The sequence below is a fragment of the Paenibacillus sp. FW126-R14 genome (genome assembly GCF_058789495.1).
In genome coordinates this window covers 163679-185811 of the sequence record NZ_JBYTBS010000009.1, presented here as the reverse complement: position 1 = coordinate 185811, position 22133 = coordinate 163679, and the positions used below count along the sequence as shown (strand labels likewise).

The 22133-nt window shown below is 47.8% G+C and carries 23 protein-coding genes; 17 read left to right on the top strand and 6 right to left on the bottom strand.

The annotated features are described in order from the left end of the window. Window positions 1-87: 87 nt before the first annotated feature. Window positions 88-957 (bottom strand): SDR family oxidoreductase, encoded by an 870-nt coding sequence (locus AC3WRW_RS09370; RefSeq protein ID WP_492546065.1) that lies wholly within the window; start codon window positions 955-957, stop codon window positions 88-90. Window positions 958-994: 37 nt separating this feature from the next. Then, window positions 995-1795 (bottom strand): GNAT family N-acetyltransferase, encoded by an 801-nt coding sequence (locus AC3WRW_RS09365; RefSeq protein WP_492546064.1) that lies wholly within the window; start codon window positions 1793-1795, stop codon window positions 995-997. Window positions 1796-1952: 157 nt separating this feature from the next. Here AC3WRW_RS09365 and AC3WRW_RS09360 point away from each other — a divergent pair, with 157 nt between their 5' ends. The 12 genes from AC3WRW_RS09360 (at window position 1953) to AC3WRW_RS09305 (ending at window position 13342) form a co-directional block, all read left to right on the top strand. Then, window positions 1953-2444, top strand: coding sequence for a GNAT family N-acetyltransferase (locus AC3WRW_RS09360; RefSeq protein WP_492546063.1), 492 nt, complete (start codon window positions 1953-1955; stop codon window positions 2442-2444). 16 nt (window positions 2445-2460) lie between these two features. Continuing rightward, window positions 2461-3462 (top strand): lipoate--protein ligase, encoded by a 1002-nt coding sequence (gene lplA, locus AC3WRW_RS09355; protein WP_492546062.1) that lies wholly within the window; start codon window positions 2461-2463, stop codon window positions 3460-3462. A gap of 34 nt (window positions 3463-3496) precedes the next feature. Beyond that, window positions 3497-4126, top strand: a complete 630-nt coding sequence (locus AC3WRW_RS09350) for a histidine phosphatase family protein (protein WP_492546061.1) — start codon at window positions 3497-3499, stop codon at window positions 4124-4126. Window positions 4127-4152: 26 nt separating this feature from the next. Continuing rightward, on the top strand, window positions 4153-4464 hold the full coding sequence (locus AC3WRW_RS09345; protein WP_492546060.1) for an antibiotic biosynthesis monooxygenase family protein: 312 nt from the start codon (window positions 4153-4155) through the stop codon (window positions 4462-4464). Window positions 4465-4602: 138 nt separating this feature from the next. Next, on the top strand, window positions 4603-5571 hold the full coding sequence (locus tag AC3WRW_RS09340) for an AAA family ATPase (protein WP_492546059.1): 969 nt from the start codon (window positions 4603-4605) through the stop codon (window positions 5569-5571). 549 nt (window positions 5572-6120) lie between these two features. Further along, window positions 6121-7446, top strand: coding sequence for a GTPase HflX (gene hflX, locus AC3WRW_RS09335; RefSeq protein ID WP_492546058.1), 1326 nt, complete (start codon window positions 6121-6123; stop codon window positions 7444-7446). A gap of 32 nt (window positions 7447-7478) precedes the next feature. Continuing rightward, window positions 7479-8699 (top strand): methionine gamma-lyase family protein, encoded by a 1221-nt coding sequence (locus AC3WRW_RS09330; RefSeq protein ID WP_492546071.1) that lies wholly within the window; start codon window positions 7479-7481, stop codon window positions 8697-8699. 96 nt (window positions 8700-8795) lie between these two features. Then, window positions 8796-9206: a MerR family transcriptional regulator gene (locus AC3WRW_RS09325; protein WP_492546057.1), complete on the top strand. Its 411-nt coding sequence runs from the start codon at window positions 8796-8798 to the stop codon at window positions 9204-9206. Between the two features lie 38 nt (window positions 9207-9244). Beyond that, window positions 9245-10585, top strand: coding sequence for a type I glutamate--ammonia ligase (gene glnA / locus AC3WRW_RS09320; RefSeq protein ID WP_492546056.1), 1341 nt, complete (start codon window positions 9245-9247; stop codon window positions 10583-10585). Window positions 10586-10850: 265 nt separating this feature from the next. Next, entirely contained in the window at window positions 10851-11060 is a 210-nt protein-coding gene (locus AC3WRW_RS09315) for a hypothetical protein (protein WP_492546055.1), read from the top strand. A gap of 200 nt (window positions 11061-11260) precedes the next feature. Continuing rightward, on the top strand, window positions 11261-11770 hold the full coding sequence (locus AC3WRW_RS09310) for a GNAT family N-acetyltransferase (protein WP_492546054.1): 510 nt from the start codon (window positions 11261-11263) through the stop codon (window positions 11768-11770). Between the two features lie 333 nt (window positions 11771-12103). Continuing rightward, window positions 12104-13342, top strand: coding sequence for an aminopeptidase (locus tag AC3WRW_RS09305; protein WP_492546053.1), 1239 nt, complete (start codon window positions 12104-12106; stop codon window positions 13340-13342). Between the two features lie 21 nt (window positions 13343-13363). Here AC3WRW_RS09305 and AC3WRW_RS09300 read toward each other — a convergent pair whose 3' ends face one another. Continuing rightward, complete coding sequence (locus AC3WRW_RS09300; RefSeq protein ID WP_492546052.1) at window positions 13364-13762, bottom strand: hypothetical protein; 399 nt, start codon at window positions 13760-13762, stop codon at window positions 13364-13366. Between the two features lie 403 nt (window positions 13763-14165). Then, complete coding sequence (lexA, locus tag AC3WRW_RS09295) at window positions 14166-14783, bottom strand: transcriptional repressor LexA (RefSeq protein WP_492546051.1); 618 nt, start codon at window positions 14781-14783, stop codon at window positions 14166-14168. 216 nt (window positions 14784-14999) lie between these two features. On the opposite strand from lexA, the gene AC3WRW_RS09290 reads away from it, so the two are divergent. From AC3WRW_RS09290 to AC3WRW_RS09280, 3 genes are all read left to right on the top strand, one after another. Further along, on the top strand, window positions 15000-15326 hold the full coding sequence (locus AC3WRW_RS09290) for a LysM peptidoglycan-binding domain-containing protein (protein WP_492546050.1): 327 nt from the start codon (window positions 15000-15002) through the stop codon (window positions 15324-15326). A 149-nt stretch (window positions 15327-15475) separates the two neighbouring features. Further along, window positions 15476-15658 (top strand): DUF896 domain-containing protein, encoded by a 183-nt coding sequence (locus AC3WRW_RS09285; protein WP_492546049.1) that lies wholly within the window; start codon window positions 15476-15478, stop codon window positions 15656-15658. Between the two features lie 43 nt (window positions 15659-15701). Then, window positions 15702-16493, top strand: a complete 792-nt coding sequence (locus AC3WRW_RS09280; protein ID WP_492546070.1) for an HAD family hydrolase — start codon at window positions 15702-15704, stop codon at window positions 16491-16493. A 76-nt stretch (window positions 16494-16569) separates the two neighbouring features. On the opposite strand, the gene AC3WRW_RS09275 is transcribed toward AC3WRW_RS09280, so the two are convergent. Then, window positions 16570-17109, bottom strand: coding sequence for a 1,2-dihydroxy-3-keto-5-methylthiopentene dioxygenase (locus AC3WRW_RS09275; RefSeq protein ID WP_492546048.1), 540 nt, complete (start codon window positions 17107-17109; stop codon window positions 16570-16572). Between the two features lie 217 nt (window positions 17110-17326). Here AC3WRW_RS09275 and metH point away from each other — a divergent pair, with 217 nt between their 5' ends. Next, window positions 17327-20764 (top strand): methionine synthase, encoded by a 3438-nt coding sequence (metH, locus tag AC3WRW_RS09270; RefSeq protein WP_492546047.1) that lies wholly within the window; start codon window positions 17327-17329, stop codon window positions 20762-20764. A 108-nt stretch (window positions 20765-20872) separates the two neighbouring features. Continuing rightward, window positions 20873-21802, top strand: coding sequence for a ribonuclease Z (rnz, locus tag AC3WRW_RS09265; RefSeq protein WP_492546046.1), 930 nt, complete (start codon window positions 20873-20875; stop codon window positions 21800-21802). Window positions 21803-21867: 65 nt separating this feature from the next. On the opposite strand, the gene tlp is transcribed toward rnz, so the two are convergent. Continuing rightward, entirely contained in the window at window positions 21868-22083 is a 216-nt protein-coding gene (tlp, locus tag AC3WRW_RS09260) for a small acid-soluble spore protein Tlp (RefSeq protein WP_492546045.1), read from the bottom strand. Window positions 22084-22133: the final 50 nt, after the last annotated feature.

Here is a 22133-nt window from a genome sequence, read left to right as displayed (position 1 = left end):
TGGAGGAGCCGGATGCGATGACCCGCATGTCCGGATCTGTGAGAGGCCCATGCAAATGCGCATGGGCCTACTCGATTGTTATGCCGTTTATCCGTTAACGATCGTGCCGCCATTCACATGCAGCACTTGACCCGCCATATAGGATGAATCCTCGCTGGCCAGGAAGACATAGCTGGCCGCCAGCTCACTTGGCTGCCCAGCGCGCTTCATCGGCGTCGTTGAGCCGAATGTGGCCACTTCCTGCTCCTTGAAGGTAGAAGGAATCAGCGGCGTCCAGATGGGGCCTGGAGCGACGGCGTTCACGCGAATGCCTTTGGCATTGAGCTGCAGGGAAAGGGAGCGTGTGAAAGAGACGATCGCGCCTTTTGTAGCAGAGTAGTCGATGAGCTGCTCATGCCCGTGATAAGCCGTAATGGAGGCTGTGTTAATAATCGCGCTGCCGGATTTCAAATGGGGAAGGGCTGCTTTGGTTAAATGGAAAAGTGAAAAAATATTGGTGCGAAATGTTCTTTCCAGCTGCTCTGACGTAATTTGCTCAATGCTCATCTGCGGATGCTGCTCGGCGGCGTTGTTCACGAGAATATCGAGCTTCCCGAATTGTTGAACAACCTGACCGACGATCTTCTTGCAGAAGCTCTCGTCGCCGATATCGCCTGCGACATGCAGACATTTACGTCCAGCCTGCTCGACGTGCCGCTTTGTTTCTTCCGCGTCGCCGTGCTCATTCAAATAGACGATGACGACATCCGCGCCCTCTTTGGCATAGGCGAGTGCGATCGCGCGGCCTATGCCGCTGTCGCCTCCGGTTATTAGCGCGACCTTATCCTTCAGTTTGCCGGCCGGTTTGTAGGCCGTGTTGTCAAATTCAGGCCGCGGGTTCATCTGCGACTCAATGCCAGGCTGCTGGTTTTGGTGCTGTGGCGGGAAAACGGGTTTCTTTTCTGTAGCTGTAGCCATGAAATCAGGCTCCTTTCATCCTAAACAAAATTCTTTGTTAGGATGATGCAACCGGGCGCAAATCATACTTAATCCGGTAATGATAGCCATATTTAGTTTGATAGCCGAGCTTTTCGTATAACGAAACGGCGGCTGTATTGGAGGCGACGACTTGCAAATACTGCTGAGCGGCACCATGCACCATACTCCAAGCTGTGAGGGCTTGCATCAAATAATAGCCCACCCCTTGACCGCGCTCCGCTTCGCTCACAACGACATTGAGAAATCCGGCCCATTCGCCTTGAACGACAGCCGTGCCAACGGCGATGATGTGTGAGTCCTTCCGTATTTTTACAAATCCTTTGGCCTCGGAAATCCGCTCGCAGATGCCTTTGTAACTTTCTTTGAGTTCCTGATGATACGATTCCAGCCTGAGAAAGGCGTCCAGCCATTCTTCATCCGCTTCGGTAACCCATTCTGCCTTAAGGGCAGCAACGTCCCGTCTCACCAGCTTTTGTAATGCGGCGGCGGCGGTATCCTGAGAGTTCGCGATCATCACGAGAGAAGGGGTGCCCAGCGCATATCCGTGCGAATCCAGCAACGCATCCAGCCCTGGCGGCGAGGCCTCGCTAATATGGAAAATGGCGGGCAAGCCATTGTCGGCATAAAATCGCTCGATAAGCGGCAGCCAGTCAGCATTCTGGGGAACCTCGCCGATCGCGAGCACGCTATTTGCGCGTTTGGTGACACCGCGGGTGGCCCGCAGCTGCCAATTATCGAGGCATGCAGTTATTTCGGCAGGCCAAATGTCGGCTGCTAGCGCATCGATAGCCTTATTAAAGGTGAGTGAATCGTTCATTTTGCATAAACTCCTTTCGGATCACAGGAAATATTATTAATAAGTATACGAAAATATGCATAAAAATACAATCATAAAAGTGGAAAAAGTTTGTTCTTTGCGGTAAGCTATAAAACAACGGAATGAAACCGCAAATTGGTTGCAGGAGTGGTTGGACTTGGACTTGGATTTGGATTTCACCATACGCCATGCACGGTCTGAAGATTATGAGGCTGTGAATGCCATCATTCGATACGGGCAAGAGGAACATGCGGCAGCTTTACCTGAGCGTTTTGCTAGATTGGACAGGGTCGTTGCGATGGGCTGGTATCGCAGCTTTTCCGACCAGCAGAATAAAGCGATATTGGTCGCTGACAAAGACGGACATGCAGTTGGCGTGGCAATGCTGGAAATGAAGAAAAGCCCTTCGTATGAAGCGCTCGTGCCTCGCACATTCGCATATTTGAACGAGTTGGCCGTATCGCCGGACTTTCAGCGCCAAGGCATAGGAAAGGCTCTCTATATGGCCTCCTTAGAATGGGCACGGAAACGTCGTGCTTCCTCGCTCGAGCTTAACGTTTGGGAGTTTAATGAAGGAGCTATCGCTTTCTACCAAGCTTTAGGGATGGTAACACTCAATAGAACCATGACGAACGATTTAACTTACTGACTGAAGGAGCTTGATCATGCTATTCATAGATAACGAGGGAATTACGGATCCGCGAATAAACTTGGCGATAGAGGAGTATGCGTTAAGGCATCTTCCTGACCATGAAAGCTATTTGCTTTTTTATATAAACGAACCGTCGATTATTATCGGCAAGAATCAAAACACGCTGGAAGAAATCAACCCGGAATATGTGAAAGAACACAAGCTGCACGTCGTAAGAAGACTTTCCGGAGGCGGAGCGGTCTATCATGATTTAGGCAACCTGAATTTTAGCTTCATTACCAAGGATGACGGCAACTCGTTTCACAATTTTCAAAAGTTTACGGAGCCCGTGGTAGAAGCCCTTCACCAGCTTGGGGTGGAGGCCGCTTTAACAGGGCGAAACGATATTCAAGTGGGCGAGCGCAAAATATCCGGCAATGCGCAGTTTGCAACGAAGGGGCGGATGTTCAGTCACGGCACCCTTTTATTCAATTCTGAAATTGAACATGTCGTCTCTGCGCTCAAGGTTAGCCCGGACAAAATTCAGTCCAAAGGCATCAAATCGATTCGCAGCAGAGTCGCTAACATTGTTGAATTTCTGAACGAATCGCTGACGATAGCGGATTTCCGTTTGAAGCTTCTTTCCTCTATTTTTAGAATGAATGCCGCCGACGTGCCAGCGTACAAGCTCACAGAAGAGGATTGGCACCTTATCCGTCAGATTTCCGAAGAGCGTTATGCGAATTGGGACTGGAACTATGGCAAATCGCCTAAAAGCTCCGTACAAAACTCCAAACGTTTCGAAGGTGTTGGGAAGCTGGATGTTCGTTTATCGATTGAAGAAGGGCATATTCAGGATTTGAAAATCTATGGGGATTTCTTTGGAGCCGGTGATGTCGCTGAATTGGAGGACGTGCTTCGAGGCTCCCGCTATGAAGAGTCTGTCATTCGAGAACGGCTGGCGGACGTTGAACTTCGTCGTTATTTCGGCTCTTTGGATATGGATTCCTTCGTTGCTTTACTGATGTTAACATAGGACATTACTTGCAAGAGGAGGGGAGATTGGGCCAATGACTAAGCTTTATTTAATCCGGCATGGAGAAACGCTTTGGAACGTGGAGCGCCGCATGCAAGGGCATATGGATTCACCGCTGTCGTCCTTGGGCGAGCAGCAAGCTCTATGGTTGTCTTATGCTTTGAAGGAGGTTCCGTTCGAAGCATTATACGCAAGCAGCAGCGGAAGGACCTTACAGACCGCCAACATCATTAAAGGTGATCGCGATCTTGCCATCCAAGCCTCTGACGAGTGGCGGGAGATGAATTTAGGCGCCTGGGAAGGGCGTATTTCGGGTGAAATAGAGGAGCTGGAGCCGGACAACTTTCATGCCTTCTGGCGCAACCCAGAGCAGTATCAATCTGTGAAAGGGGAGTCTTATTCAGATCTCCAGGCACGTGTACTGCCGGCACTCGAACGGATGCTTGCCGCCCATGAGGGTCAAACTATTGCTCTTGTTTCACATACGGTTACGTTGAAAGTGATTATGGCCCATTTTGAGAAGAGGGCCCTTTCGGAGCTGTGGAACCCGCCTTATTTTCAACCTACCTGCCTAAGTTTAGTAGAAATCGTAAATAACGAGCCGCACATCCGGCTTCACGCGGATACGTCTCATTTTGAAGATGATGATGCATTCGGTTTCTAACATTAATTTCATTCGGAGGGATTAGTATGATATTGGAAGTAGCCGTTCTCCCTGTCATTGCAGGTAAAAATGAAGCGTTCCAAGCCGCTTTTCGCCAAGCGTCATCCATCATTTCGTCGATGAAAGGATACATTTCGCATGAGCTGCAAACCTGCATGGAGGATGGCAATAAGTATTTGCTCCTTGTGCAATGGGAGACCCTTGAGGACCATACAGAAGGATTCCGGGGTTCAGCCGAGTATCAGGAATGGCGCAAATTGCTGCATCACTTCTACGACCCGTTTCCGGTGGTAGAGCATTACACGATCACCCAAGCCTACGGCGCAGGGGCAAAATAAAGTAAAGGGGCTTCCGGACATGGTTCGGAAGCCCTTTCTGTTCGCGCGAGCTTCTGCGATCGGTCTAAAATGCAAGGAACGAGCGTAGGATGGATAGATACCATCCATCGAAACCAACTTGTAAACGAGGTGATCCTCATGAGTGGTCGGAGCTTGCCATCCAGACAGATCAACATCGTCTTGCGGCAGCCAGAGCATCGGCGCGCAGTTGACGGCGCCGGCGACCAGATTCATGCTTCGCCGCTGCCCGAGGCAGAACCGCAGCAAACCGGGAAAAGGACACCGCTTGAGGGTCCGCTGTCGGATATTTTCAAAGAGTTGAATCAATTGATAGGCCTTGATAATGTCAAAGAATTGGTGCATGAAATTTACGCGCTCCTTCAAATTTCGCAATTTCGCGCTGAAGCCGGTTTAAGCAGCAATGCGCATGTGTACCATATGATCTTCAAAGGGAGCCCCGGAACGGGGAAAACGACGGTAGCCCGGCTCATGGGGCGAATGTTTCACGCGATGGGTGTGCTGAGCAAGGGGCATTTTATTGAAGTGGAACGCGCGGATCTCGTAGGTGAATATATCGGGCATACGGCGCTGAAAACAAGGGAATTAATGAAAAAAGCGATGGGCGGCATCCTATTTATCGATGAAGCTTACAGCTTGGCGCGAGGCGGGGATAAAGATTTCGGCAAGGAGTCGATCGATGCGCTTGTGAAAGGGATGGAAGATAAGAAAAATGACTTCATACTGATTCTTGCCGGTTACAGTGACGAAATGGAGCAATTCCTTGCAACGAATCCCGGGCTTCCTTCGCGGTTCCCGATTCAAATTGATTTTGAGGATTATCCGATTGAACAATTGATCCAAATTACGGAGCTTATGGCTAAGGAACGTGAATATGTGCTCATGCCGCAATCGATAATGAAGCTGAAGCAGCATTTAACTGACGAAAAAGCCGCCACATGGCGGGCTTTCAGCAATGCGAGGTATGTCCGCAATATTTTGGAGAAGGCGATGAGGCATCAAGCGGTGAGATTGCTTAGCCAATATGTGAATGCTCCTTCCAAATCGGAGTTAATGTCCATACGGCCTGAAGATCTTAAATTTAAATGAACGTGTAAAACGATTTAACTTCCTATAAGTTAAGTCGTTTTTTATTTGCAGAGACCGTCTTTCCCCTCCAATCCCAGGTATTCGGCAATTAGCTTACCTTGGCCAATGACGAAAAGCCTTGGAAGACTGTTTGCTATCCGGTCGAGCAGTTGTAACGGCGTTAGCGCATTTGTCCTCACGAATGGACAGAGGAGACCTTATTGGATGGAAAAGGATCTCTTCGAGCATGTAACGGACATAAGTGCTGTTATTGGCTCACTAGGGGACTGCTTTCGTCGCAAAATCGGCTAATAAGGGGCTCTGGTGTCCGTCCCAGAAAGATATCATCTTTTATGAGGAGATAACGGCCGCTGTGTCCGTAGCATAGCATAAGCGATTTCAAGAAACGGATGGAGCCCCATATTCAATTCCCTACCAGCTTTGTTATAATTGAATTTTCCTGCCCGGCAAATTGACTTTCCCAAGCATTTCCTACACAATGATGAAGGAATCCGTTGATTTGAGAGGGATTTCAATCGTGAAACTGCGAGACAAAGGAGACGATATTAAATGAAAACAACTTCACATATGGTTGAAAAAGAGATCGATGACCGCGCTGTGCTTGTTAGTCTGGTCACACAGAAGCAGAAACGCAATGAAGCGATAGCCGAGTATTCGCTGCAGGAATTAGTGAAGCTGGCCGAAACTGCCGGTGTGCAGGTTTTGGAAACGATGACGCAAAATAAAGAGACGAAGGACACCAAATGGTTCATCGGCAAAGGAAAAGTCGAAGAGCTGAAGGCAAGACTGGAGGAGCTGGGCGGAAACACGGCGATTTTCGATCAAGAGCTGTCGGGGGCTCAAGTCCGCAACCTGGAAGCGGCGCTCGACGTCAAGATTATTGACCGCACACAGCTGATTCTGGATATTTTCGCGCAGCGTGCCAAAACACGTGAAGGTATTATCCAAGTCGAGCTGGCACAGCTGAGCTATTTGCTTCCGAGACTTTCCGGTCAGGGGAAAAACCTCTCCAGACTTGGCGGCGGTATCGGAACGAGAGGACCGGGGGAGTCCAAGCTGGAGACAGACCGCCGGCATATCCGCGGACGCATAGACGAGCTGAAGGCGCAGCTTGAAGAAGTCGTTCGGCACCGCACCTTGCACCGGGAGCGCCGGAAGAAAACCGGTGTGTTCCAAGTTGCTCTGGTCGGCTATACGAACGCCGGGAAGTCAACATTATTGAAACAATTGACGCAAGCGGACGTCTATATTGAGAATCAGCTTTTCGCTACTTTAGATCCGACCTCGCGTACGATGGAACTACCGAGCGGCAAGGAAATTGTGCTGACGGATACCGTAGGATTCATTCAAAACTTGCCGCATGATCTCGTTGCATCATTCCGGGCGACTTTGGAAGAAGCCAATGAGGCGGATCTTATTTTGCACGTTGTCGACAGTTCAACGGATATGCGTAACGAGCAAATGCGCGTCGTTGGTGAAGTATTGGAAGAACTGGGCGCCCATCAGAAGGAACAGCTTACGATTTTCAACAAAATCGATGCTTGTTCACAGGAAGAGCGGGAAATGCTGACGACGGAAGGCGAATTTCTGAAGATCAGCGCTTTTAACACGGATGACTTGGAGCGTCTAAGAATCGCCATTCAAGAAAGGCTCATGGGCGAGAGTAAGGAGTTCCGCATTCCGGCCGACAAAGGAGACGTCATCTCTTTGATGTACCGGATCGGCGATGTGCTTGAGACGGATGTAGACGGCGAGGATATGTTGTTCAAAGTCCGTGTCAACAAAGATGATTATGTGAAAGTGGCCTATCAGTTGGTCGCTTACGACCAGCAGGCGCAGCAAGAGGTTCATGACAGCGAGGGAGAGATTTATTAATTATGCAATTCGGGGATAAAGTCATGTCATTGATGGAAAGCGCAGAGCGCCAAGCCGAAAGCGCTTTTCGTCATATTGAGAAAACAATCGATCTTAATCAATGGAAAGTGATTAGCGCTTTTCAGAAACATAAAGTCAGTGATTATCATTTCGCCACTTCGACAGGCTACGGATACAATGATCGCGGCAGAGAGGTGCTCGATCTTGTGTATGCCGATGCGATGGGAGCGGAGGCTGCGCTTGTTCGGCCGCATTTTGTGTCCGGTACGCATACGATCGGGACGGCCTTGTTCGGTGTGCTTCGGCCTGGCGAGCATCTGCTTTACATCACAGGGAAACCTTACGACACCTTGCACAAGGTGATAGGCAAACCCGGCGACGGCACAGGCTCGCTGCAGGACTTCGGCATTGGCTACAGCGAAGTTGCCTTGACGGAAGAAGGCGCGCCGGACTGGCCTGCGATCGCTGCGGCCATTCAGCCGAACACGAAGGTGATCGGCATTCAACGCTCGCGCGGCTACTCGTGGCGGCCGTCGTTCACCGTCGAGCAAATCGGCGAGATGGTCCGATTCGTCAAAGAAATAAACCCTAAACTTATCGTTTTTGTCGATAATTGCTATGGCGAGTTCACCGAGCTGCAAGAGCCGACGCAGGTCGGCGTCGATCTGATGGCCGGCTCGCTGATCAAAAATCCCGGCGGCGGCATTGCCCCATCCGGCGGTTACATCGCAGGGCGGCAGGACCTCGTAGAGCTCGCCGCCTACCGATTGACCGCCCCCGGCATTGGGGGCGAAGTCGGGGCCATGCTCGGTGCGACGCGCGCCATGTTTCAAGGGCTGTTCCTTGCCCCGCATTTGGTCGGGCAAGCGGTCAAGGGCTCTGTGTTCGCGTCGGCCGTGTTCGAACAGCTGGGCTTTGAGAGCCATCCGCGTTGGGACGCTCAGCGGACGGACTTGATTCAAGCGATCCGCTTTACGTCCGCGGATCATTTGATCACGTTCGTGCAGGGCATCCAGAAGGCTGCTGCCGTGGATGCGCACGTTGTGCCGGAGCCGTGGGATATGCCCGGCTACGAGCATCCCGTTATTATGGCGGCCGGGACATTCATTCAAGGCGGCAGCCTGGAGCTGTCCGCCGATGCTCCGATTCGGGAGCCGTACATCGCGTACATGCAGGGCGGGCTCACCTATTCACACTGCAAGTTAGGTGTGCTCACGGCGATCCAACATATGGTAGAAAAGGAATTGCTTTGAAAATTAAGACTGTGAACAAACCTTACACACCTTGACACGTTTTTGTTACAAAGGTACAATAGGGGTGAGGTACTTAACTTTGCAGGAGTGATTAGCATGAGTGATGAAATACGTAGAAATATGGCGTTATTCCCCATCGGAATCGTCATGAAGCTGACGGATTTAACCGCGAGACAAATTCGATATTACGAGCAGCACGAGCTTATTATTCCAGCCAGAACAGGCGGTAATCAACGACTCTACTCCTTTAATGATGTTGAACGACTTCTTGAAATTAAAGATTTAATTGAAAAAGGTGTGAACATCGCGGGGATTAAGCAGGTGCTCATCCCAGTCGATAAAGATTCGGAAGATGCTACGATTTTGAACGAGCATACGGAAGTTAAACGTAAAGAATTGACCGACACGCAATTGCACAAAATGCTTAAGCAGCAGTTGATCGGCGGGGGTAAGCGTCCTGATCAGCCTTCCCTCATCCAAGGACAACTCACTCGGTTCTATAAATAACATTTCGTAAGCGCTTGAAAAATGAGAGGAGAATGAACGTGACAGACAACAAACACTATACCAAAGAAGATATTTTACGTATTGCAAAAGAAGAAAATGTTCGTTTCATTCGCTTGCAGTTTACTGATTTGATGGGAAGCATCAAAAACGTGGAAATTCCGTTCAGCCAGCTTGAAAAAGCGTTGGACAATAAAATGATGTTCGATGGTTCTTCGATCGAAGGCTATGTCCGTATTGAAGAGTCAGACATGTACCTGTATCCTGATTTGGATACGTGGGTCATTTTCCCGTGGGTAACAGAAAGCAAAGTTGCCCGCTTGATCTGCGATATCTACCTGCCGGATGGCCGCCCATTCCCTGGGGATCCGCGCGCCATCTTGAAAAATGCTTTGAAACAAGCGGAAGAGATGGGTTATACGGCAATGAACGTAGGTCCTGAGCCGGAGTTTTTCTTGTTCAAAACCGACGAGAAAGGCAATCCGACGACGGAGCTTAACGATCAAGGCGGATATTTTGATTTGGCGCCGATGGATCTTGGCGAAAACTGCCGCCGTGATATCGTGTTGACGCTCGAAGAAATGGGCTTTGAAATCGAAGCTTCCCATCACGAAGTGGCTCCTGGTCAGCATGAGATCGACTTTAAATACGCAGATGCGATTAAAGCGGCTGACCAAATCCAAACGTTCAAGCTCGTTGTCAAAACCGTTGCCAGACAGCATGGTTTGCATGCGTCCTTCATGCCTAAGCCTTTGTTCGGCATGAACGGTTCCGGTATGCACTGTCATCAATCCTTGTTCAAAGGCGATGTCAATGCATTTTATGACGAAAGCGATAAGTTAGGTTTAAGTAATGTTGCCAGACAATATATGGCAGGTGTGCTTCGCCATGCACGTTCTTTTGCGGCGATTACGAACCCTACCGTTAACTCCTATAAACGTCTCGTTCCCGGTTATGAAGCGCCCTGCTATGTGGCATGGTCCGCGAGCAACCGCAGTCCGATGATCCGCATTCCGGCTTCCCGCGGCTTAAGCACGCGTGTAGAAGTGCGCAACCCGGATCCGGCTGCGAATCCGTATTTGGCACTTGCTGTCATGCTTGCTGCCGGGCTGGATGGCATTAAGAACAAAATGCAGCTGCCTCCTCCGACCGATCGCAACATTTATGTGATGACGGACGAGGAAAGAGAAAGCCAAGGCATTCCAAGCTTGCCTCTGAATTTGAAGAACGCATTGGACGAGCTGCTGCGTGATGAAGTAATTTGTGACACACTTGGGGAACACGCATTATCTCACTTCTATGAGCTTAAAGAAATCGAGTGGGATATGTATCGTACACAAGTTCACCAATGGGAAAGAGATCAGTATTTGTCCCTGTATTAATCGATGAAGCCCTCGGCGCTCTAAGCGTTGGGGGTTTTTCTTTTTTGCGTCCTCAGGGAAGATGTTTTGATACGCACTTTCGGAAAACCATAGTTCATGCTTTTTTTGATACATTGATCACAATATTTGTGATAAATTTTAGAAACGGATCTTTCCTAAATATGGTATTATAGGATAGTAATACAGCTTAATGATTCCTTTGTAATCAACATCCTATTACGTAGTTCAAAAAGTTACTGAAGTTGTTTCAAGGTGGGGGGTTCCTGTGAAAAAGTGGTTTTGGGTAATATTATTGATAGTGGTATTAATTGTTGTATATACGATCGTCTTTGGCTTTTCGATTTATATGATTCCATTTATTTTAATATTTGCAGGTTTAGCTTTTTTAAAAATACTTAACTTTATTGAAGGATCTAAACAAAATGATCCAGACGAGTATTATAGGTCGATGGAAAGAATTAATAGAAAAAGGTAATTCAAAAAGATTCGAGATTAGGTTGATATCGGTTATCCCAGACATGAAAACGGTATTCATTGAGGGACGGATACTATGGCTCAATAACACCTTATAATAGGCTGCCGCCAAGCAGCAAAGAAAGTGTGTTCTTGGGTTACGGAGTCGCTTTTTTTGTTATGATTATACATATCCTATTTAAGCGTTTGGGGGCAGTTACCTTGAAAGTACTAGAAACAGAACGGCTGATTCTTCGTCAACAATCCATTGAGGATGCGAGTTTTATCCTTGAACTATTGAACGATCCTTCTTGGATCCAGTACATAGGCGATAGAGGCGTGAGAACCATCGATGACGCGCGGGACTATATTTTAAACGGAGCTCTAAAAATGTATGCCCGTTTGGGCTTCGGGTTTTATTTGACAGAGTTGAAGGATGGAGGCATTCCGATCGGCATCTGTGGATTGGTAAAAAGAGATTTCTTAGAAGATGTAGATGTTGGATTTGCTTTTCTTCCTAAGTTCTGGGGAAAAGGATACGCCTTTGAGGCTGCTTCCGCAGTGATGAGTTATGCGCAATCCGTTTTAGCGTTAAAACGCATTGTGGCTATTACCACTGAAGATAATCATGCTTCGGCCAAACTATTAGAAAAACTAGGGATGCGTTTTGAAAGCATGATCCGATATGAGGGTACAGATGAAGAAGTCCGCTTATTTGCGATTAACGTCTAAAATGGACATTACAGAACAGTGACTTAACCCTTTGGGTTTCACTGAGCGCCCCCATAATTGCACCTAAAATGCCCCAAAATATTTTACATTATAGAAATCAACATGAAATACAAAAATGGGCTAGGCGTTTATTTGCTGGTATTTAGTAGCATATTATTATATTATGGAACTATAGTACTTGAACCCACACAAGTTCACCAATGGGAAAGTGATCAGTATCTCTCCCTGTATTAAGAGAATCTGCAGCGTTTAAACAACTAGATACGAAAGCCCGTCAGTGGCCAGGAGTTGCCTGAACTGATGGGCTTTTTCATGCGAAGGAGAAGACAGCGAATGGACAACTTCATAACGAACTTGGAAAAATATGCTGAATTAGTAGTGAAAATCGGAGTTAATTTGACCAAAGGTCAGGACCTAATGATTGAGTCGCCAATGGAATGTTTGGATTTGACGAGACTCATCGTTAAAAAAGCCTATGAGGCCGGGGCTAACTATGTGCAGGTCAATTGGCAGGATGACGTCATAACGCGCACTCGGTTGGAGTCAGCCCATGACGACGCTCTTGACTATTATCCCGTGTGGTACACCGATATGCTGGAACGTTTTGTTGAGAATGGCGGAGCCTTGTTGAACATTAAAGTTCCTGACCCGGACTTGTATGCCGGAATTGATGCGAGCATCATCTCAAGAGCATCTAAGGCCATGGCGACTGCTCGTTCAAAGTACCAACAATACGTAAGAACAAGCACATTCAGTTGGTGCTTGATTAAAGCGCCGACCGCCGCATGGGCTTCCAAAGTTTATGCGGATCTTCCTGAAGAAGAGCGGGTGGATGCGATGTGGGACGCTATTTTCCGGTTCAATCGCGTGTATGACAATGACCCGGTGAGCGCATGGCGAGCTCATATTGAGCAGTTGAAGCGTATCCGCAAAGTGTTGAACGAGAAACAATATTTCGCTCTTCAATACCGCGCTGCGGGGACCGATTTGCGTGTGGAGCTGCCAGAAGGCCATATTTGGCTCGGCGGAGATAAAGCGAATGCAAGCGGGATTCGATTCGTTGCCAATATGCCGACTGAGGAAGTTTTTACCATGCCGAAACGGACGGGTGTTCACGGAACAGTATCCAGCACGATGCCGCTCAATATCAATGGAGCGTTAGTTGATCGGTTTTCCTTCAGATTCGAGGATGGAAAAGTGGTGGAGTATAAGGCGGAAGTCGGTTATGAACATTTGGCTCGGTTATTGGATATGGACGAAGGTGCTCGTTTCTTGGGTGAAGTTGCGCTTGTTCCATATGATTCGCCGATCTCTAATATGAATCGTATTTTTTATAACACGGGCATCGATGAGAATGCATCCTGTCATTTGGCTTTAGGCAGTTGCTATCCGATTAATATCAAAGATGGGGCCACTATGAACAGCGAAGTGCTGAAAGCGCATGGCGGGAACACGAGTCTGATTCATGTTGATTTCATGATTGGGACTGCCGATCTTGAGATTGACGGCGTTCTGCAAGATGGTTCTACTGAGCCTATTTTCGGTGGAGGCAATTGGGCGTTAGCATTTTAGCTTAAACTTAACTGCTATGTGCTATTTGCTATCAAATAAAGTTTGAAAGCTGTTTTTTAAATCTTCATTGTACAAATAGTAATGACCGCCGCTGCTGTTCGTAGAAAAGCTTAACTTGACCTGTTTGTTTTCGGAAAATGAAACGTTATAGAGAAATCCTACCCGGCCTTCTTGATTCGGATCGGGCACGAAGGTGATATCTCGAACGTTTTGGATCCAAGGCTGAATCTGGTCTCGTTCCGTAAATGTTTTGAGCTCACCGGTGGAGCCGCTGCGGATTTCGATAGTATCCACTTTCGTAAGATCACCGGGATAAAGCTCATACAGTTTCTTGCTCGTTAATGCAGGCGGCTGTTCGTTGGACTTGCATGCGGTTAACAGCACTGAAATAACAAGAAATATGACCAAGTGTAGTTTCAATTGGATAACCTCCGTGTGATGGCTTTTTTTAGATTAACGTATGATGGCTTGCAAATGTTGCTATAACGTACTTATTGAGACAAATTGTTGTTTTGGGAACTACAAGGCTTTATTTGTGCCCGTTTTGCCTGTTTCTCACTATGAGCGGAACTACAGGGGCTTATTTGCCTCCGGGACCTGCATTTCCGCCGACAACAGCAAAATAGAGGTCAGTAGTTCCCTCCCAACAATCAAATCCCTGGTTTTCACCAAAATAGCGGATCACTGTTCTCCCTCCTTAGCACCGCGTACCACTATCTGCCGTTAAAGAAGCCGTCTCCCGAGCACGCACAACTCACTCCGCACAATAGAAGCTAAAAAAGCACCGAAGGACAAAGTCCTTTCGGTGCTTTATGCATACCTGTTACATATCCCGGAACAATCCGATGACACGGCCAAGAATGGTGACGTTTTTCAATAAGAGCGGCTTTAATGCTGAGTTTTCCGGCTGCAGACGAATGTGGTCCTTTTCTTTATAGAAACGTTTGACCGTTGCTTCATCGTCTTCCGTCATCGCGACAACGATGTCTCCGTTGTTCGCAGTTTGCTGCTGCTTGACGATGACATAATCTCCATTATGAATACCGGCTTCGATCATACTGTCGCCCATAACGCTCAGCATAAACACGTTGTTATCTCCTACCATGCTGACCGGAAGAGGGAAGTAGTCTTCAATGTTCTCTGTTGCCGTGATCGGCACCCCAGCGGTTACTTTACCTACGAGCGGAACGCGCGCAACGGAGACAGCGAAATGAGTTTCAGCACCGTCCAAACCTAAAATCTCGATGGCACGAGGCTTTGTAGGATCTCGACGAATTAATCCTTTTTTCTCAAGACGTTCCAAATGCCCGTGAACGGTTGAACTGGAGGCTAGTCCAACGGCCTCGCCGATTTCGCGTACGGAAGGCGGGTAACCCTTATCTTTCACTTCGTTCTTAATGTATTCCAAAATAGCTTGTTGACGCTGCGAAATCTTACTCAATAGTTATCACTCCAATACTGGGAATCATTACCCAAAGTATAACATAGAACCCGAGTTCGTACAAACATAAGTTCGAGATTTGCATTGACTCAAACATATGTTCGTGTTATTCTAAAAACAGAACAAATGTTTGGGGGATGATTACTCATGTACATGGCTTACTCACACACTAACAATTCAAGCACACCTCATAGAACTACGGCCGCATCCAAAGGGATGACATCAAATAAACGATATACGAAAGCTTTCATTCGTTTCCTATTTATAGCCGCAATATTGGGAACGGTGTTCTCATTTGGAGCCATGGTGCAGGCTTATGCGGCTTCATCTTCTCCGACAAACAACAATGCAGCTGCTCCAACGGTTTCTAAGGCCGCCGTTCAAGAACAAGTCGTCATTCAAGCAGGCGATACGCTGTGGGACATTGCAGCAGAGCATAAGAAGGATGGAGACAGCATTCGTTCTTATATGGATAAGGTGAAGAAGAAGAATCATTTGACAACTAGTTCCCTACAAGAAGGACAAGTTCTATTACTCCCATAAACTTCAGCCAACATGACTGAATAACATAGACACAGAGACGAAGAGAGGCTGGGGGAAGATCCTATGTCTCTTTTTGCTGTTTTCTTGACATTCTACTAGAGGGATGGCAAAGTAATACTCATATTGAATTTTTGAACTGGAGGATCATTATGAGTGACAGTATGGAGAAGAACATCGAGCGTATCAACGAGCTTGCTCGCAAAGCGAAAACCGTTGGTTTAACGGATAAGGAAATCGATGAACGCAACGAACTGCGAAAAAAATATATTGAGGCTTTCCGTGGCAATCTTAAAGTTCAACTTGATTCCATCAAGTTTACGGACGAAGAGTAATTGCGATTTCACATAGAGACAACATTCAAAGGGGAAATGAATGATGACGTTGAAGGCTGTACTTTTTGATTTGGACGATACGCTGCTTTGGGATGACCGTAGTGTGCAGGAAGCTTTTGAAGCGACTTGTGCGGAAGCAGCCAAACACGCGGCAGTGAATCCAGAAGAGCTGGAAGCAGCTGTTCGTAAGGAAGCTCGTGCTTTATACGAATCTTATGAAACGTTTGCGTTTACGAAAATGATTGGCATTAACCCGTTTGAAGGACTTTGGGCCAATTTTACGCAAGGTGAAGATGAGAATTTTCGCAAGCTGGAGAAGTTGGCACCTGGCTATCGAACAGAATCGTGGACTCGCGGGCTTCGTTCACTCGGGATCGAAGATCCGGAGCTAGGCTATAAGCTCGGAGAGCTTTTTCCTGCAGAACGCCGCAAGCGTCCTTTCGTGTATGAGGAAACGTTCCGTGTTCTCGATACTTTGAAAGGAAGCTACAAGCTGCTCCTTCTAACGAACGGCTCGCCAGATCTGCAAAAAGAAAAGTTAGCCGGCGTTCCAGCTATCTCTTCCTACTTTGATCATATTGTCATTTCAGGTGAATTTGGCGTAGGCAAGCCGGATGTTTCAATTTTCCATCATGCTTTAGCGCTGTTGGGCATTCAGGCGGAAGAAGGAATCATGATCGGCGATAAATTAACGACGGATATTCTTGGTTCCGGACGTGTAGGCATGCGCAATATTTGGATCAATCATCATGGGCTGCAAAGCGGAGACGAGATTGTCCCAGCCTTCGAAGTATCTCGCTTGCAAGAAATTTTACCGATTATCGCAAATGCTTAATACGGCATAATGAAAAGCCCAACGGCTGACAGGACGATTCGTCCAGCGCTGTTGGGCTTTTGTCTAAAAGGATTGATTAAGCTTTAATGAATGCAGGGTCATCTACGTTATAAGCAACCCATCCATCTTTTTCGATAAAAAGACGAACGGCAACGATTTGGCGATTGTCCATCAATGTAAAGAAGTGGTTCGTGTTCTCAGGAACGGAGATCACATCGCCCGGCTCAAGCTCAACATCGAAATAGCCGATTTCTTCGGATTTAATGATGAAAATGCCTTTACCTGAAACGATGGCACGAATTTCATCTTCAGTGTGCGTATGAACTTGCTCAAACTTCTTGAGCAGCTCTTCGATGTTCGGCGTAGCGTCGGAAAGGGAAATAACATCCCAAATTTCATAACCGCGTCTTGCGGCTAAATCACGGATTTCCGGCTCATAAGTGCTTATGATTTCCGCTTTCTCTTCATCGCTAAGCACGAATTTCTCACGAAGGGCTTCAGGAAGCTTATTGGCATCCCAGTGTTCATAAACGACAGCTTGGCTATCCAAGAAGGCTTTGACTTGTTCTTCGCCTTCGATTCGTTCGTTGGTGTTGCGAATTCTAATTTGCGCCATGGAGCATCCCTCTTTCTAAGTAAATATACTTGTATTATAGTGTAAATCAGGTGAGCTGTCGATGAGGTAACATAAATTTATCCGATAAAACCGATAGGTATTTATTATAATTCATATTCTTTTCATAGAAGCCGTATTCTGTTACACTAAATCTTAACATAATTTGTCGATTTTTTATTTTCTATCGCTTTAGGATAAGTCGAAAGGGAGTCATTTCATGTCCAAACCACCGATTCAAGAGCAGCTAAAGAAAAAAATCATGATTCTCGATGGCGCCATGGGTACGATGATTCAGCAGGAGAACTTAACCGCTGATGATTTCGGAGGCGATGATTTAGACGGCTGTAATGAAATTTTATGCGTAACACGCCCGGATGTGATCCGTAAGATTCATGAAGCTTATTTCGCCGCAGGCGCGGATATGATAGAAACGAATACATTTGGTACAACAAGTGTCGTTCTTGCCGAATACGATTTACAAGATCGTCACCGTGAACTGAATCTTGCAGCAGCCAAGCTGGCTATTGAAGCTGCAAATAAATATTCAACGCCGGAGTGGCCGCGTTATGTCGTAGGTGCGATGGGACCAACGACCAAAACATTGTCAGTAACGGGCGGCGTTACGTTCGATCAGCTGGAAGAGAGCTATTACCAGCAAGCTTTAGCTTTGTGCGAAGCAGGGGTAGATGCCATCCTTTTAGAAACTTCCCAAGATACGTTGAATGTAAAGGCAGGAAGCATCGGTATTCGCAGAGCTTTTGAGACGTTGGGCTTTGAGCTGCCAATTATGATTTCGGGCACGATTGAACCGATGGGAACAACCTTAGCGGGTCAGAATATTGAATCGTTCTATATTTCACTCGAACATCTGAAGCCGATCTCGATGGGATTGAACTGTGCGACAGGTCCGGAATTTATGAGGGATCATATTCGGACGCTATCGGACATTGCGGAAACGGCGATCAGTTGTTATCCGAATGCCGGATTGCCTGACGAGAACGGACATTATCATGAATCGCCGGAATCATTGGCGAAGAAAATGGCCGGATTTGCCGAGCAGGGCTGGCTGAATATTGCCGGTGGCTGCTGTGGAACGACGCCTGATCACATTCGTGCCATGGCCGAGACGCTGAGCCAGTTTAAGCCAAGAACGGAATACGGTACTCATTTACCCGCAGTTTCAGGCATTGAAACGTTATTTATCGAGCCTGAAAACCGGCCGATCATGGTCGGGGAACGTACGAATATTTCGGGTTCGCGTAAATTCAAACGCCTGATTAAAGAGGGCAAATTTGAAGAAGGCTCCGAAATCGCCCGTAATCAAGTGAAGAACGGTGCTCACGTCATCGATATCAATTTGCAGGATACAGACATTGATGAAGCTTATGCAATAGAAGAGTTCATGCAGCAGGTCGTCAAAAAGGTGAAAGTGCCTTTGATGATCGACTCGACCTATGACCACATTATTGAGCTTGGCCTCAAGTATTCGCAAGGCAAAGCCATTATCAACTCCATTAACTTGGAGGATGGCGAGACGAAATTCGCAGGGATTTTGCCGCTCATCCATAGATATGGGGCAGCCGTTGTTTGTATTCTCATTGACGAGCGCGGGCAGGCTGTCTCGCGTGAAGCGAAGATTGAAGTGGCAACGCGCGCGTATGAGCTGCTTACTGAGAAATACGGGATGAATCCTGAGGATATCATTTTTGATCCGAACATGTTCCCTGTAGGTTCAGGCGATCCGCAGTACATCGGTTCCGCCGTGGAAACGATTGAAGGGATTAAATTGATTAAAGAGAAATATCCGAGAGCGAAGACGATTCTTGGCTTAAGCAATATTTCCTTCGGCTTGCCGGATGCCGGCCGCGAAGTGTTGAACTCGGTTTATTTGTACCATTGTACGAAAGCGGGTCTCGATTACGCAATCGTGAATACAGAGAAGCTGGAGCGTTATGCCTCGATTTCGGAGGAAGAGCGTCAACTGGCCGAGGAATTGATCTACAATACGAATGACGAGACGTTAGCAAACTTCGTCGCTCATTTCCGCGAGAAGAAAGTCGAGAAGAAAGAGAAGATTTCGAATCTGTCTCTGGAAGAAAGACTCGGCTCTTATGTGGTTGAAGGGACGAAAGAAGGGCTGATTCCGGATTTGGAAATTGCCTTGCAAACCTATTCGCCGCTTGAAGTCATTAATGGGCCGCTGATGAAGGGGATGGAGGAAGTTGGCCGTCTCTTCAACAACAATGAATTGATCGTGGCCGAAGTTCTGCAAAGCGCCGAGGTGATGAAAGCTTCGGTTAGTTTCTTGGAACCATTTATGGAGAAGTCGGAATCAGCCGTCAAAGGCAAAATCATCCTGGCTACCGTAAAAGGCGACGTACACGATATCGGCAAAAATCTGGTAGAAATTATTCTCTCGAACAACGGTTATAAGATTGTAAACCTCGGGATTAAAGTACCGCCAGAGCAAATTATTGAAGCGTATCGCAAAGAAAAGGCAGATGCGATCGGATTATCGGGTCTGCTGGTTAAATCCGCACAGCAAATGGTTGTAACCGCGCAGGATTTGCGTACGGCAGGCGTAGATGTGCCGATTCTCGTCGGTGGCGCCGCGCTGACACGCAAATTCACCAAAACACGCATTCAGCCGGAATATGAAGGTGTGGTGCTCTATGCGAAGGATGCGATGGACGGTTTGGATATAGCCAACCGGTTGAGCGATCCTGAACAACGGCAGCGACTCATTCAAGAGCTGAGAGATAGCTTGGAATCCGATGTGATGGATACAGGGAAGAAGGAAGAGAAGCTGCCGCAGCTGACTCGCGTGAGCTCGTCCGCTGTGTCCAAGGATTTGCCTGTACAAGTGCCTCAGGACACGGAGCGTCATATTATGAGGGACTATCCGATCAGCCATCTCATGCCTTATGTTAACATGCAGATGCTGCTAGGTCATCATCTCGGCTTGAAAGGGAAAGTTGAGCAGCTGCTGGGCGATAAGGATACGAAAGCGCTGCAGCTGAAGGATACGGTCGATTCGATTCTATATGCAGCTCAAAATAACGGGATTATTAAAGCGCACGGGATGTACCGCTTCTTCCCTGCACAATCAAGCGGAAACGACGTTATCGTCTACGATCCGCAGGATCACAGCAAAGTGCTGGAAACTTTCACGTTCCCGCGCCAAGACAAAGAGCCGTATCTGTGCCTTGCAGACTATTTGAAGTCCGTGGAGAGCGGTCAAATGGATTATGTGGGTTTCCTGCTTGTAACAGCAGGGCATAATATCAATGAGTTGGCTAAGGAATGGCGCGACAACGGGGATTATTTGAAATCTCACGCGCTTCAAGCGACGGCCTTGGAAGTGGCGGAAGGTTTCGCGGAACGTATCCATCATATTATGCGGGATGTTTGGGGTATCGCGGATCGTGTGGATATGACGATGCAAGAGCGATTCGGAGCGAAATACACTGGACAACGCTTCTCCTTCGGCTATCCGGCATGTCCGAATCTCGAGGATCAGGCGAAGCTGTTCAACCTGCTGAAGCCTGAAGATATCGGCGTCGAATTGACGGAGTCGTTCATGATGGAGCCGGAAGCATCGGTTTCGGCCATTGTGTTCGCTCACAAAGAAGCACGTTATTTCAACGTAGGCTAACAAGGTCTAAGCGCAAAGCGAGGCAGCTTGCTCGAACATCCATGTTCGGCAGTGTCCTCGCTTTCCGTGCTGCGACCAGCGATTTTCAGATAGATTGGAGTTTAGAACGTGGAACTATATTTTTTGGGAACGGGGGCAGGAATGCCTTCCAAACAACGCAATGTGACATCGATTGCGCTTAACTTGCTGGATGAACGCGGAACTTATTGGTTATTTGACTGTGGAGAAGGGACTCAGCAGCAAATTTTGAACTCTCCCGTAAAACTCGGAAGAACCGAGAAGCTGTTCATTACACATTTGCATGGCGATCATCTGTACGGATTGCCGGGATTGTTAACGAGCCGCTCTTATTTGGGCGGTGATACGCCGCTTACGATGTATGGGCCGCCGGGGCTTAAACGGTTCGTGGACACGGCGCTGGAGGTCAGCGGCGCACATTTGACCTATACGCTGCATATTGTGGAAATCGAGGAAGAAGGGCTTATCTTTGAAGACGAAACCTTCTTGGTGGAGACCGCTCGTTTGGAACATCGCATCGAGTGCTTCGGTTATCGGGTCATTGAGAAAGATCAGCCCGGCAAACTGATGCAGGATAAACTTGCGGCGCTTGGCATCCCGGCCGGGCCGGTCTATGGGAAGCTCAAGCAAGGGCAAACGGTTGAGCTTGAAGATGGGCGCACGCTCCATGGCGCCGATTTCCTGGGCGCGCCGATTCCCGGACGGATCGTCGTCATTCTCGGCGATACCCGCTACTGCAGCGGAGCCCAGCTTTTGGCGCGCGGCGCCGATGTGCTCGTTCATGAAGCGACATTCGCCATGGACAAGCAGGAGCTGGCCTATTCCTTCGATCATGCGACATCGACGGATGCGGCGCGGATCGCGCAGGAAGCGGGCGCAAATGCTTTGATTATGACGCATATCAGCTCGCGCTATCAAGGAGACGCTGTGCTTGAATTGCTGCAAGAGGCGCAGCATATTCACAGCAACAGTCATATTGCGAAGGACTTCTGGAGTTTTGAGGTGCCGCGCAAAGGGTGAAAGAAGGAAAGAGGCTGTCTCATGACAAGTAGAATGTTCTACTTCCGAGGCAGCCCCTTTTCCTTTTATCGGTTTTGTTCGTCTTTCTTTTCTTCTATGAAGCCGCTAATGCTTTGTTTGCGACGTTGATTCTTGGCTTCAATGCTTTGTCTATCTTCAGAAGTTATTTCTTCGGCGTGTTCGTCTAAATAATCTTCAGCTTCTCGCAAGTTCGCTTTTGTATGGTCGATTGCATTTTGCAGACGCGCCGGGTTGTTTTCCCGATTATCCGGTTTTGCCATGGCATTGATTCCCCTCCTTTTCGATATGATGGTGATCCTACTATACAATT